The organism is Brevundimonas sp. UBA7664, from assembly GCF_002483305.1.
In the GTDB taxonomy this organism is placed as follows: Bacteria; Pseudomonadota; Alphaproteobacteria; order Caulobacterales; family Caulobacteraceae; genus Brevundimonas.
This window is the reverse complement of record NZ_DLHQ01000015.1, coordinates 653-12,270: the sequence shown is the minus strand read 5'-3', so window position 1 is coordinate 12,270 and position 11,618 is coordinate 653. Positions and strand designations below refer to the sequence as shown.

Genomic DNA, 11,618 nt, shown 5'->3' with positions numbered 1-11,618 from the left:
CCCGCCGCGCGGAGCGTCTGTCTTTCGCCGAAACGGTATTCAAATCTCTTCTCCGGGCGAAGGCCCGGGCGCTCCGCGCGGCGGGTTTTCGACGCGCCGGGGCCGTCGCCTGTTGTTGGCAGGTGACCCGGTCCGCGCGCCGCGGGCAGGGACGGCGACGACCGTCTCCTGGATTGGACGGGGGTTGTTCCCTGTCCCATGGCCTGCGGGCATTGCAGCCCTCGGGCCTCCGCGTCCGGATCGCTCCGTCGCGGCCTGCTCCCTCCGCTCCCGCCGCCGCTTCGGTTCGCCGGCCGAGCGAGCCTCCCTTGCGACGGGACGGGGGGAGTATGGCGTGTGGCCTACCTATGGCGGGATAGGGGCGCTGCATTTTTGAGAAGCTGTGCGGAGTCAGTCGGTTGGCGGCGCGGGATATGCTGGCTATCGGCGGATTGTCAGCATGGCGACCAGACTGTCTCCTCCCTGTCGCGAAGCGATGGGGAGGTGGCGCGGCGCGTCTTCGCGCCGTGACGGAGGGGTGGTGAGCAACGATCGCGGCGCGGCGCCCCTCCACCACGCTTCGCGCGGTCCCCCTCCCCACTGCGTGGGGAGGAGACGGTGGGGGTTCAGGTAATCCGCTTGGCCGAAACCGGGTCGCTGGCGGGGAAGGTTTCTTCCAGGCCCTCGTCGATGAGCGCCTCCTGACGGTCCTCGGCGTGGCGATCCTGCTCCCGCAGCTGATCCGGCTTGCCGTGTTCGCGGGGCGCCTTTTTGGCGTGGGGCGTCTCGGGGTCGCCGTCCTCGCGGGCGGACGGCCTGGTCTGGTCGGTGTGAGCGGTCATCTCGGCCCTCCTTATTTCGTGGGGTGATCTTCGTCGCCGTCAGGGCCGTAGCCGAGGTCGGCGATGTCGTCGTCGGAGAGGCGTTTGGCCTCCCAGTGGGCGGCGCTGGCCTGGGCCCCGCGGACGTTGCGCATCAGGCCCGTGTAGACCAGTTCGACCTCGTCGGGGCCGCGCTGGCCCGCACTCTCGCCGTCGATCTCGGTCAGCCGCTCGCCGTCCACGCCCAGCAGCGCGTCGGCCTCGGCCTCGATGCCCGAGGCGCCCAGGATTTCGTCGGGATCGACTTCGGCGTCCTCATCGAACTCTTCCTCGTCGCTGTCGCCGGCCATCTGGGTGACGTCGAGAACCGGATCGGCCTCGTCCAGCAGGATGTCGCCGTCGCCCTCATCGTCGATGTGGGTTTCGTCATAGACTTCCGACTGTTCCTGGTCGTCCGAGTAGCCGTCGATCTCCGGCATGCCGTCGCCTCCTTGTGTGGAAGCTCAACGCTCCCCGCCTGTCCGGCGTTCCGCCGGGGCGGCCGGCGTTGAGCGGCGCAGATCGGCCCCGGTGGAGGCGGGCACAAGACATGGTTAACCACGTTTGTTTAGGCTGCGTTTGGTCCCGGCTTCCTAACGTCGCCGGGAGCCTGTCAGGAGACGCTCCCGCAAATGCCGCTCAAGCTGTCGCTGAAGCCCGGCGAGAAATTCGTCCTCAACGGCGCCGTCGTACAGAACGGCGACCGCCGCGGGGTGCTGATCCTGCAGAACAAGGCCTCCGTCCTGCGCGAGAAGGACATCCTCCAGCCGGAGGACGCCAATACCCCGGCGAAACGCATCTATTTCCCGGTCATGATGATGTACCTGGACGAGTCGGCGGCGGCCAAGGTCTATGACGAATTCGCCTTGCGACTCAGCGAGTTCATGGGAGCTTCGCGCAATCCGCAGGTGCTGGCCGATTGCGTCGCGGCCTCGCGTCACGTGATGGCGCGCGAATACTACAAGGCGCTGATGGCGGCGCGTAAACTGGTTGATTACGAGGAGGGGCTGGCGAATGTCGCTGCAGGCGTACAAGACCGCAGCCACACGGGCTGAGACCCCGCGGGAGATGGAATATCGGCTGTTCGGGCAGGTGACCCGGGCGCTGATGCACGCCGCGACCCTGGACAAGTCCGAGATCGCCGCCCGGATCGACGCCCTGGACTGGAACCGGCGGCTGTGGACCACGCTGGCCACGGACTGTTCGGATCCCGACAACGCCATGGCGCCGGCCCTGAAGGCCCAGATCATCTCGATCAGCCTGTTCGTCAGCCGTCATTCGTCGGCGATCATGCGCGGCGAGGATGATTTTGAAGCCCTGATCGACATCAACCGGATGGTCATGCAGGGCCTGGCCGGGCCGGGGCCGGGCGCGCAGCAGGCGGCCTGAGCAGGGGCGGGCGACGGCCAGACTTCAGCCGCCGAAAAGTCCGCTCAGCCAGGTCCATGCCTGCGGAAGCAGGCCGTTGAGCCATTCCCAGAACGGCAGCAGATAGGGCGACACCCAGGTCCAGGCGAGCCAGACGATCAGCGCAGCGACGACGATCAGACTGATCGCGCACCAGCCGATGAGGATGGCCAGACCGTCCCGTTGCAGCAGGCCGAAGCCGAACGTCGAGATGATCAGGGCCGGGATGAGGTTCCCGCCCCAGATCGGCAGGACGAGAATGATCGCCAGCAGCACGGTGGCGACGCCGATGAGCACCTCCGAGACCTCGCTGGTCATCACCTCGAGGCGCGGCTTCGACAGCCGCTCCATCTTTCTGAGGCGGGGAAGGACCCGGGCCACCCCCGCCCGATAGGTCTCGCGGTCGATCCAGCGCTTCAAGGCCCACCGCGGCAACCACAGTTGGTCCTGGCGGATGGCCAGTTGCAGACCCATCAGCAGGAGCGGGGTGCCGAGGATGGTGGTGGTGCCCGGAATGATGCCGATGGCGACGCTGAGCAGGCCGAAGAACAGCATCAGGGCGCCGAAGCCGCGCTCGCCGAAGGCGTTCACCAACTCGCCGAGATACAGTTTCGGGTCGTCCTTGACGCCGATGTCCTCGATCACCTGCGAGAACGGGCGCGAGTCGCTCTGATAATCATAGTCAGGCATCGGAGCGGGGCGTCCGGACGAGGGTGTCTTGATCTAGGGCGCACGATAGACGGACGCCACTTAACAATCGTCAATCCGTGCGGCGGGGCGGGCGGATGTCAGTCCGTGACGTGCTCGGGCTTGCCCTTGCGTCTGGTGTGGGCGAATTCCTCGAGCTGTTTCTCGGTCATCGACTCGGCCATCGACTTCGAGGTGCCCTTGAGAGCGGACTTCGGCGTTTCGCCGCGCTTGGCCGACAGGGCGGCGCCGGCGGCCTTTTGCTGGGCGGCGGATTTGGCGGGCATGGGGTGGCTCCTTCCGACGGAGGAGCAAACCGGCGAGCGGCTGACGGGTTCCGCCTATCCGGCGACAGAAATCGTGACCGGCGGCGGACCGTTCGCCGCTTCTTCGGCCGTAGACAGGGTCTCGACCTTCATGGCGAAGATGCTGGCGGCTATGAGGACTCCCCCAATGATCGGCGCCCAGCGAACCAACAGAACATGACGCCGGAAACCCGGGCGGTCCGCGGAGGTCCGCACCGTCCAGATCAGCCACAGGAGCCTGAGGCCGGCCGTGCCGGAATCCTGTGGATCCGGCACCGGTCTGGTAGTCTCGCCCCGGCGTTCCCGCGCCATCAGCTTGGGCCGCAACTGATAGGCAGCCAACCCACCGAGGAAGAGGGTAAGGACGCCTCCAATGGCGAAGTAGGCCGACAGGGGCATCAGCTTCCCAGCAACTCCCGCCCGATCAGGAACCGCCGGATCTCGTTGGTGCCCGCGCCGATGTCGTAGAGCTTGGCGTCGCGGACCAGCCGCTCGACCGGCCATTCCTTGGTATAGCCAGCGCCGCCGAGGGCCTGGACGGCCTCGAGGCTGACCTTCACCGCGTTCTCGCTGGCCAGCAGGATGGCGCCGGCGGCGTCGTAGCGGGTGGTCTTGCCCTGGTCGCAGGCGCGGGCGACGGCGTAGACATAGGCGCGGGCGCTGTTCAGGGCGACGTACATGTCGGCGACCTTGGCCTGCATCAGCTGGAAGGAGCCGATCGGCTTGCCGAACTGTTTGCGCTCGCGGAGGTAGGGCAGGACCACGTCCAGCGCCGCCTGCATGATGCCCAGCGGGCCGGCCGACAGCACGGCGCGCTCATAGTCCAAACCGCTCATCAGCACGCCGGCGCCGCCGCCGACCGGGCCCATGACATTCTCTTCCGGGACCTCGCAGTCCTCGAACACCAGTTCGGCGGTGTCCGAGCCGCGCATGCCCATCTTGTCCAGCTTCTTCGAGACGCTGAACCCCTTCATGCCCTTCTCGATCAGGAAGGCGGTGACGCCGCCGTTGCCCTCGCCGGTGCGGGCGTAGACGACCAGGGTCTCGGCGTGCGGGGCGTTGGTGATCCAGAATTTGGTGCCGTTGAGGACGTAGTGGTCGCCCTTCTTCACGGCCTGGGTGCGCATCGACATGACGTCGGAACCCGAGCCGACCTCGGACATGGCCAGGGAGCCGACGTGTTCGCCCGAGATCAGTTTGGGCAGGTATTTCTGCTTCTGCGCCTCCGTGCCCCAGCGGCGGATCTGGTTGACGCACAGGTTGGAGTGGGCCCCGTAGGCCAGGCCGATCGAGGCCGAGGCGCGGGAGACCTCCTCCATCGCCACCACGTGCTCGAGATAGCCGAGGCCGAGGCCGCCGTATTCTTCCTCGACGGTGATGCCGTGCAGGCCCAGTTCGCCCATCTCGGGCCAGAGCTCGCGCTTGAAGGCGTTGGTCTCGTCGATTTCGGCGGCCAGCGGCGCCAGACGGTCGGTCGCCCAGCGGGCGGTGGTCTCGCGGATCATGTCGGCGTTTTCGCCGAGATTGAATTCCATCGATTGGGGGGCGTTGGGGATGCTCATGACGGCGGGGGTAGCATCGCCCGCGCCCGGCGCAAAGTCAGTCCGACTTGCCCCAGCGGACATACAGGTTCCAGGACGAGACGCCGACGCAGATCACGCCGATCAGGGCCAGGGCCCAGGCGATGACGGTGGTCTCGCCCATCGGCGAGGGCTGTTCGACCGACAGGCGGAAGGCGGCGGCCGAGGCGCCGCAGGCGGCCAGGCCGACGCCGCCCATGATCAGGAAGGCGCCGGTCTCGCTCCAGTCGAAGCGGCGGGGGCCGGCGGGTTCGACCTCGTGGCGCAGGACCGACAGGGTCGGCTCGTCCTCGAACAGGACGGTCTCCTCGGCGGGGGCGGGCGCGCGCTGGTCCTGGGGCCAGACGGGGCGTTCGGTCTCGACGAAATCGGCTTCGGTCGGGGGCGTCAGGACCAGGTCCTGGTCCATGGCCGGGAAGGGCGAGGGGACGGGCGCCGCCGACACCAGCGGCGTCACCGGGACGGCGGGCTCGGCCGGCGGAAGTTCCGGCGCCGGTTCCGGCTCGGGCTCGGGCTCGGGCTCGGGCTCGGGTTCTGGCGTCGGCTCGGGCGCGGGCTCCGGCTCCGGCTCCGGCGTCGGCTCGGGCGTAGGTTCGGGCGGGACAGGGGTCTCTTCAGCCGGACCGGGCGCCGGTTCGGCGGGGGCGAAGCCGGGCAGGGGGCCGATGATCGCGGCGGCATAGGGCGAATAGCGGTCCAGATTGACCCGCGTCACCGCGTCGGCCGGCTGGAAGACGGCCGGTTCGAACGCGGGCGGCTCGGGAGCCCAGGAGGGCTCCGGCGCATCCGGCTCCGGCGCCTCGGGCGCTTCGCCCAGCAGGGTGGCGACGGCCGCGGCGCGTGCGTCGGTGGCCGGCGGTTCGACTTCGGCCGCGGCCTCGACGGGCGGCGGGGGCAGGGGGGCGGCCAGCAGTTCGGCGAGGGTGACCGCCGAGCCGGGATCGGCGACGAACAGGGCGCGCTCGGCGGCGCGGCGGCGCAGGCGGGCGTCGACGGAGGCGTCTTCCGGCCAGCCGATCAGGGCGTCGGCGGCCTGGCCCGCATGGCCTTCGTTGATCCTCTGCAGAACATCGGAGGCGAGGAAGCGGTCGACGCCGACGGAGACGGCGAAACTGGCGAGGGCGTCGAACTGGTGCTGGTTCAGCGAACCGTGGACCTGTTCGTTCAGCGCCTTCACGACGGGCATGAGGTCGTACTGCAGCAGCAGTTCGGCGTCCGCCTCGGCGACGGTCAGACCCTCGCGGGCGGAGGCGGTGTGGCCGTAGCCGATGACCCAGCGGCCGTCCTCTTCCCGCACCGCGCGCGGCCGGAAGCCTTCGAAGCTCTTGATGAGCACCATCCCCTCGCGGGAGACCTTCAGACGGGGCGTGGGCGTTGCGGACACGGATTGACCCAAATCGAGACGGGCGCGCTCGCCCGATCAGAGAGCCAGCAAGGGACGCGCCGGTTCACATCAGTACGATGCTGGCGAGCCCCAGGAAGATCAGGAAGCCGAAAAAGTCCGTCGTCGCGGTCACGAACACGGCCGAGGACACGGCCGGGTCGAACTTCAGCCGCGACAGGGTCAGGGGCGTCAGCATCCCGACGGTCGCGGCGACCAGCAGGTTCAGCACCATGGCCGCCGCGATGACGGCGCCGATCTGCCAGTCCCGGAACCACAGACCCGCCGCGACGCCGATCAGGGGCGCGAGAACCAGGCCGTTGGCCAGTCCGACGGCGAACTCCCGGCGGAAGGTCCGCGGGGCGTTGGAACTGTTCAGCTCCCGGGTGGCGAGGGCGCGCACGGTCACCGTGAGGGCCTGGGTGCCCGCGTTGCCGCCGATCGCCGAAACGATCGGAAGCAGGATCACCAGCGCGACGATCTGCTCGATCGTGGCCTCGAACCACGAGATGACCACGGCGCTGAGCACCGCCGTGCCCAGGTTGATCGCCAGCCAGGGCACCCGGCCGCGCACGATCTCGGACACGGACGAACCGCGGTCCTCGTCGCGCACGCCGGCGAGGCGCAGGATGTCCTCGCGGTTCTCTTCCTGGATGATGTTGACGATGTCATCGACGGTGATCTGACCGACCAGCCGTCCCGCCGCGTCGACGACGGGGGCCGAGATCAGGTGATATTTCTCGAAGATGTAGGCGACTTCTTCCTGGTCCTGGTCGACGGCGATCGCATTGATCGGCTCCATGATGTCGACGAGGGCGATGGTGCGCGCCGCGCGCAGCAGGCCGCTGACGGGCAGGCCGCCGACCGGCTTGTTCGACGGATCGACGATATAGATGTCGAAGAACAGCTCGGGCAGGTCCTCGCCCTGTTTGCGGATGTGGTCGATGGTGTCGCCGACGTTCCAGAACGACGGCGCGGCCATGACCTCGCGCTGCATCAGGCGGCCGGCGGAATCCTCGTCGTAGCGCAGCGAGTTCTCGATCGCGGCGCGGTCGACCTCGGGCATGGCCGCCAGCACCTTCTCGCGCTGGTCGTCCTCGAGATCCTCGACCACGGCGGCGGCGTCGTCGGAATCGAGTTCCTGCAGCGCCTCGGCCAGGGTCAGGTGCGGGACGCGCTCCAGCACCTCCTCGCGGATGTTGTCGTCCAGCTCGGGCAGGGTCTCCGCCAGCAGGTCGGGCGGCATCCAGAGGACCACGACCGTGCGGTGCTCGGCCGTCAGGAAGCCCATCAGATCGGCCACGTCGGCGGGGTGCAGATCTTCCAGCAGCGAACGGAGCTTCAGTCCGTCGCCCGCGTCGGAGGCATCGACGACCTTCTCGACGAAGGCAGCGGTGAGGACGTAGTCCTCGTCGAGAGCTTCGTGGTCAGTTTCGATCTGGGAGACGGGCAGGGGGGCGTCTGCGATCTTGCTCACGCTTGGCCCCCCTGTTTTCAGATCAGCTGTTCGCCGATGTTTCGCCCTGTCAAATCAGATGGTGCGGTCGAGAAGACTCGAACTTCCACTCCGGTTAGGGAACAGCGACCTCAACGCTGCGCGTCTACCAATTCCGCCACGACCGCTCGCATCGGAGGGGGGCTGATAGCGGACGGAAGCGCGGATGGGAAGGGGTCGTTTGAGGCAGCAGGCAACAGGCAGCAGGCAGCAGGTTACCCGGCGGGTTGACCGTGCACACGGGCGATCAGGCCATGGAGCATCCGCCCGAGTTCATCTGTCTGCTCAAGGAGAGGCGAAATCTTTCCGGAAGCGCTCAGGCCGACCCGTTCGGCAAGGATCAGGTGGGTCTCAAGTTCCTTCAGCGAACCTCGGGCGATCCTTAGAAAGCTCAGATAACTGGCCTTGCTCGCCCGACCGTACCCCTCGGCTATATTCGCGGCGATGGATGAGGCCGCTCTGCGACTCTGGGAGGTCAGGCTGAAGAGCTCTTCGCGAGGGTAGGTCCTAGTCAGTTCATATGTGGCGACAGCGACGTCCATCGCCCGTTGCCAGACCATTAGGTCCCGGTAGCTACGCACATCGGACATCGTAATCTCCGTATGGCTCTACATTTCACTCAGGCCGACACATCCTGCTGCCTGCTGCCTGCTGCCTGCTGCCTGCTGCTTGGACCTCAGGCCGCTCCCGCCATGAAGTCATACACATCCGCGGCCCGCGTCACCGTGATGGCGATGCGGTCGTCGCGGATCTCGATCTCGCCGCGCGCCACGGGATGGTTGTTAGCCAGGATCCAGACCTCGTCGGTTTCCGAGGCGTCGAGCGGAATCACCGCCCCGCGGCCCATCCGCAGCAGCTGGCTCATCGGCAGGACAGAACGCCCCAGGACGACCGAAATTTCGACTTCGACGGCTTCGATCTGACTCACGGGATACTCTGACGCTGACGCTGAGGAGACTGGGTTCTGGGCGGTCTTGGCTTGCATGGCGCTCCCGACCCCCACATTGGAGGCGTCATGCTTTCCCAAGCCTTAAGCGAAACCGTATCGAAGCTGGTCCGCGCCGATGGACGCGCGGCCGAATGGGCCGTGTCGGAAGGGCGTGTCGGCTATGAGTCGGCGGTCGCGGCCATGGAGGCCCGGGCGGCGGCGATCGCGGCGGGCGAAGCCGGCGAGCTGGTCTGGCTGCTGGAGCATCCGCCGCTCTACACCGCCGGGGTGTCGTCGAAGGACGGCGACCTGCTGGACGCGTCCCGGTTTCCTGTTCACCGCAGCGGCCGGGGTGGGCAGTTCACCTATCACGGGCCCGGGCAGCGGGTGGTCTATGTGATGCTGGACCTGAACCAGCGCGGCAAGGACGTGCGGACCTTCGTGCGCGGGCTGGAGCGGTGGATCATCGGAGCTCTCGGCGAGTTCGGCGTGCCGGCCGATGTGCGCGAGGGCCGTGTCGGAGTCTGGGTCGAGCGCAAGGGCCCCGGCTGGAGCCGTGAGGACAAGATCGCCGCCATCGGCGTCAAGGTCCGCAAATGGGTCAGCTTCCACGGGATCAGCCTGAACGTGGAGCCCGACCTGGACCATTTCTCCGGCATCGTTCCCTGCGGCATCGCCCAGCACGGCGTTACCAGCCTGGTGGATCTCGGCGTGCCCGCGACGATGGACGAGGCCGATGCGGCCCTGAAGACCGGCTTCCGGCGGGTATTCGGGGCGGTGGTCGAGGGGGCCGCTCCCGTCTGAGTTTCATCGCTGACAGGGACCTCTTAACCTTGGGTGTTACAGGATGGGCTCGCCGGCCAGTCCTCCAGGAGTTTTTTGTTGATGGCGTATGAGTCGCTCCGACCCGCAGACGACGGCGACGCCCAGGTCATCCGGACCTTCTTCGAGGTATCGCTGGACCTGCTGGTCGTCCGCGAGCTGGACGGGCGCGTGGTCCGGGTCAGTCCGTCCTGGGAGACGGTTCTGGGCTGGCGTCCCGAAGAAATGGAGGGACAGCCGCTGCTCCGCCTGATCCATCCCGAGGACCATGTGGCCACGCTGGGCAGCGTCGTCGAAGTCGAGACCCGCGGCCCCACCGATCAGGTCGTCGGTTTCATCAATCGCTATCGCCACAAGGACGGGAGCTATCGCAGCCTCGAATGGCGCGCCCGCCGGGTCGGCGACCGCATCTATGGCGTCGCCCGCGACGCCACCGCCCGGGTGGCGGCAGAACTCGCCCTGATCGAGGCCAAGGCGGCGGCGGAGGTGGCCAACCAGGCCAAGACCGACTTCCTCGCCAATATGAGTCACGAAATCCGCACGCCGCTGAACGGCGTCATCGGCGTGATCGACGCCCTGTCGCACACTGATCTCACCCCCGCGCAGCGCGAGATGGTGGCTTTGGTCCAGGGGTCGGGCGAGACGCTGGAACGGCTGGTGTCCGACATCCTGGACGTGTCCAAGATCGAGGCCGGCCAACTGGAGGTCGAGATCAGGCCGTTCGCTCTCGAGGCGGCGGTGGACGGGGTGATCGATACGCTGCGGCATCAGGCCCGCGCCAAGGGGCTGGCCTTTGATGTCGCGCGCGGCGCGACCGCACGCGGCCAGTTCCTCGGCGACTGCACCCGCATTCGCCAGGTGCTGGCCAATCTGCTGAGCAATGCGGTCAAATTCACCGCCTCGGGCTCGGTCGGGGTGCGGATCGAGGTCGCCGAGCCGGAGGCCGCCGACGCGCCCGCCTTGCTGACCCTGGAGGTGCAAGACACGGGGGTCGGCTTCGACCCCCAACAGACCGCCATGCTGTTCCAGCGTTTCAGCCAGGCCGACGCCACCATCACCCGCCGCTTCGGCGGCACCGGACTGGGGTTGTCGATCTGCCAGTCCCTGATCGAGATGATGGGCGGCCGGATCACCGTGGACTCCACGCCGGGGCAGGGCAGTCGGTTCACGGTCGAGCTGCCGCTGATGCGCAGTGAAAGTCTGGCGGCCTACGACGCCGGACTCGCCGCGCGGACCGCCGGCGCCGGCCGGCCGACGCGGGACCCGACGGGCCAACGGGTGTTGCGGGTGCTGCTTGCCGACGATCATCCGACCAATCAGCGGGTCGTGCAGCTGATCCTGGCGGCGCAGGGCGCCGAGGTGGTCACCGTCAACGACGGGGCCGAAGCTCTGACCGCTTTCGAGTCAGGCCCGTTCGATCTGGTCCTGATGGATATGCAGATGCCGGTGATGGACGGCCTGGCCGCGACCCGCGGCATCCGCGCGCATGAGGCCGCGACGCCGGCGCGGGGCCGGACGCCGGTCGTGATGCTGAGCGCCAACGCCATGGCGCATCACCGCGACGACGCCGTCGCGGCCGGCGCAGACCTGCATGTGCCCAAGCCGATCACCGCCGCGTCGCTGCTGGCGGGGATCGGCCTGGTGATGGCGTCAGCATAGAGCTGGACCGAAATCCGAGCCTTAAGGGACTGTGTCCATCAAGACCGATTTCGGTCTAGCTGAGGACGACGATCGCCACGCGGCGGTTCTGGGCGCGGCCCTCGGGCGTGTCGTTCGAGGCCACCGGCGAGGCCTCGCCATAGGAGATGGTCGCCATCCGGTTCAGGGCGATGCTGTTGCGGCTCAGATAGCGGCGGACCGCCTCGGCCCGGGCCTCGCCCAGCTGTTCATTGAACCCGGCATCGCCGGTGGCGTCGGTATGGCCCTGGATCTCAAGATAGACGTTGCGGTTCTCGCTGGTCAGGCGTTGGACCAGCTCGGCCAGCCGCGCCTCGGCCTCGGGCGAAAGCTCGTCGCGGTTGACGGGGAATTTCACCGAGTCGTCCGACAGGACCACCTCATAGAGGAACTTGCCCTCGGCCAGTTTGTGGGCCGCATTGGCGCGGTTCAGCGCCTCGCCGGCGGTGCCGGCTACCTCGGTCACCCGGGTGTCGACGCCGGTGACGCGGGTGTCG

General features: G+C 67.9%; 15 protein-coding genes and 1 tRNA gene. 4 read left to right on the top strand and 12 right to left on the bottom strand.

Translation table 11 applies throughout. The annotated features are described in order from the left end of the window. Positions 1–605: 605 nt before the first annotated feature. Together B2742_RS02585 and B2742_RS02580 are read right to left on the bottom strand one after the other, a co-directional pair. Positions 606–821 (bottom strand): hypothetical protein, encoded by a 216-nt coding sequence (locus B2742_RS02585; protein WP_292062614.1) that lies wholly within the window; start codon positions 819–821, stop codon positions 606–608. Positions 822–832: 11 nt separating this feature from the next. Further along, a complete protein-coding gene (locus tag B2742_RS02580) occupies positions 833–1,279 on the bottom strand; it encodes a hypothetical protein (RefSeq protein ID WP_292062612.1) in 447 nt (148 codons plus the stop codon). Positions 1,280–1,471: 192 nt separating this feature from the next. Between B2742_RS02580 and flbT the strand changes: the two genes are divergently transcribed. Both flbT and flaF read left to right on the top strand, forming a co-directional pair. After that, positions 1,472–1,894 carry a flagellar biosynthesis repressor FlbT gene (gene flbT / locus B2742_RS02575; RefSeq protein ID WP_292062610.1) on the top strand — a complete coding sequence of 141 codons (423 nt, stop codon included), beginning with the start codon at positions 1,472–1,474 and terminating at the stop codon, positions 1,892–1,894. Beyond that, entirely contained in the window at positions 1,854–2,228 is a 375-nt protein-coding gene (gene flaF / locus B2742_RS02570; RefSeq protein ID WP_292062608.1) for a flagellar biosynthesis regulator FlaF, read from the top strand. The genes flbT and flaF overlap by 41 nt, the downstream gene beginning before the upstream one ends. 24 nt (positions 2,229–2,252) lie before the next feature. Here flaF and B2742_RS02565 read toward each other — a convergent pair whose 3' ends face one another. From B2742_RS02565 to B2742_RS02525, 9 genes are all read right to left on the bottom strand, one after another. Next, positions 2,253–2,936 carry an exopolysaccharide biosynthesis protein gene (locus B2742_RS02565; RefSeq protein WP_292062606.1) on the bottom strand — a complete coding sequence of 228 codons (684 nt, stop codon included), beginning with the start codon at positions 2,934–2,936 and terminating at the stop codon, positions 2,253–2,255. Between the two features lie 98 nt (positions 2,937–3,034). After that, positions 3,035–3,220: a DUF3008 family protein gene (locus tag B2742_RS02560; protein ID WP_292062604.1), complete on the bottom strand. Its 186-nt coding sequence runs from the start codon at positions 3,218–3,220 to the stop codon at positions 3,035–3,037. A 54-nt stretch (positions 3,221–3,274) separates the two neighbouring features. Then, entirely contained in the window at positions 3,275–3,637 is a 363-nt protein-coding gene (locus B2742_RS02555; protein WP_292062602.1) for a hypothetical protein, read from the bottom strand. Continuing rightward, the gene (locus tag B2742_RS02550; protein WP_292062600.1) at positions 3,637–4,800 is read right to left on the bottom strand and encodes an isovaleryl-CoA dehydrogenase; all 1,164 of its coding nucleotides are present in this window, start codon (positions 4,798–4,800) and stop codon (positions 3,637–3,639) included. Before B2742_RS02550 ends, B2742_RS02555 begins: the two co-directional genes overlap by 1 nt. A 37-nt stretch (positions 4,801–4,837) precedes the next feature. Further along, complete coding sequence (locus B2742_RS02545) at positions 4,838–6,202, bottom strand: lysozyme (protein ID WP_292062598.1); 1,365 nt, start codon at positions 6,200–6,202, stop codon at positions 4,838–4,840. Positions 6,203–6,266: 64 nt separating this feature from the next. Next, on the bottom strand, positions 6,267–7,667 hold the full coding sequence (gene mgtE / locus B2742_RS02540) for a magnesium transporter (protein WP_414633037.1): 1,401 nt from the start codon (positions 7,665–7,667) through the stop codon (positions 6,267–6,269). A 68-nt stretch (positions 7,668–7,735) separates the two neighbouring features. Further along, a tRNA-Leu gene (locus B2742_RS02535) sits at positions 7,736–7,822 on the bottom strand. An 87-nt stretch (positions 7,823–7,909) separates the two neighbouring features. Beyond that, positions 7,910–8,284 carry a four helix bundle protein gene (locus B2742_RS02530; RefSeq protein WP_292062594.1) on the bottom strand — a complete coding sequence of 125 codons (375 nt, stop codon included), beginning with the start codon at positions 8,282–8,284 and terminating at the stop codon, positions 7,910–7,912. Positions 8,285–8,370: 86 nt separating this feature from the next. After that, positions 8,371–8,679 (bottom strand): FliM/FliN family flagellar motor switch protein, encoded by a 309-nt coding sequence (locus tag B2742_RS02525; protein WP_414633036.1) that lies wholly within the window; start codon positions 8,677–8,679, stop codon positions 8,371–8,373. A gap of 30 nt (positions 8,680–8,709) precedes the next feature. On the opposite strand from B2742_RS02525, the gene lipB reads away from it, so the two are divergent. Beyond that, the gene (lipB, locus tag B2742_RS02520) at positions 8,710–9,426 is read left to right on the top strand and encodes a lipoyl(octanoyl) transferase LipB (RefSeq protein ID WP_292062589.1); all 717 of its coding nucleotides are present in this window, start codon (positions 8,710–8,712) and stop codon (positions 9,424–9,426) included. Between the two features lie 81 nt (positions 9,427–9,507). Continuing rightward, positions 9,508–11,103, top strand: coding sequence for a PAS domain-containing hybrid sensor histidine kinase/response regulator (locus B2742_RS02515; RefSeq protein WP_292062587.1), 1,596 nt, complete (start codon positions 9,508–9,510; stop codon positions 11,101–11,103). Positions 11,104–11,158: 55 nt separating this feature from the next. Here the strand turns inward: B2742_RS02515 and B2742_RS02510 are convergent. Further along, positions 11,159–11,618 (bottom strand): OmpA family protein (locus tag B2742_RS02510; RefSeq protein WP_292062584.1); only part of this gene is annotated, 460 nt, incomplete at its 5' end.

Excerpts from the sequence above, each read along its gene's own strand:
- B2742_RS02580 (WP_292062612.1), bottom strand. The coding sequence starts at position 1,279 with ATGCCGGAGATCGACGGCTACTCGGACGACCAGGAACAGTCGGAAGTC.
- B2742_RS02530 (WP_292062594.1), bottom strand. The coding sequence starts at position 8,284 with ATGTCCGATGTGCGTAGCTACCGGGACCTAATGGTCTGGCAACGGGCG.
- B2742_RS02565 (WP_292062606.1), bottom strand. The coding sequence starts at position 2,936 with ATGCCTGACTATGATTATCAGAGCGACTCGCGCCCGTTCTCGCAGGTG.
- B2742_RS02560 (WP_292062604.1), bottom strand. The coding sequence starts at position 3,220 with ATGCCCGCCAAATCCGCCGCCCAGCAAAAGGCCGCCGGCGCCGCCCTG.
- B2742_RS02555 (WP_292062602.1), bottom strand. The coding sequence starts at position 3,637 with ATGCCCCTGTCGGCCTACTTCGCCATTGGAGGCGTCCTTACCCTCTTC.
- flaF (WP_292062608.1), top strand. The coding sequence starts at position 1,854 with ATGTCGCTGCAGGCGTACAAGACCGCAGCCACACGGGCTGAGACCCCG.
- B2742_RS02515 (WP_292062587.1), top strand. The coding sequence starts at position 9,508 with ATGGCGTATGAGTCGCTCCGACCCGCAGACGACGGCGACGCCCAGGTC.
- lipB (WP_292062589.1), top strand. The coding sequence starts at position 8,710 with ATGCTTTCCCAAGCCTTAAGCGAAACCGTATCGAAGCTGGTCCGCGCC.
- B2742_RS02525 (WP_414633036.1), bottom strand. The coding sequence starts at position 8,679 with ATGCAAGCCAAGACCGCCCAGAACCCAGTCTCCTCAGCGTCAGCGTCA.
- flbT (WP_292062610.1), top strand. The coding sequence starts at position 1,472 with ATGCCGCTCAAGCTGTCGCTGAAGCCCGGCGAGAAATTCGTCCTCAAC.
- B2742_RS02550 (WP_292062600.1), bottom strand. The coding sequence starts at position 4,800 with ATGAGCATCCCCAACGCCCCCCAATCGATGGAATTCAATCTCGGCGAA.
- B2742_RS02585 (WP_292062614.1), bottom strand. The coding sequence starts at position 821 with ATGACCGCTCACACCGACCAGACCAGGCCGTCCGCCCGCGAGGACGGC.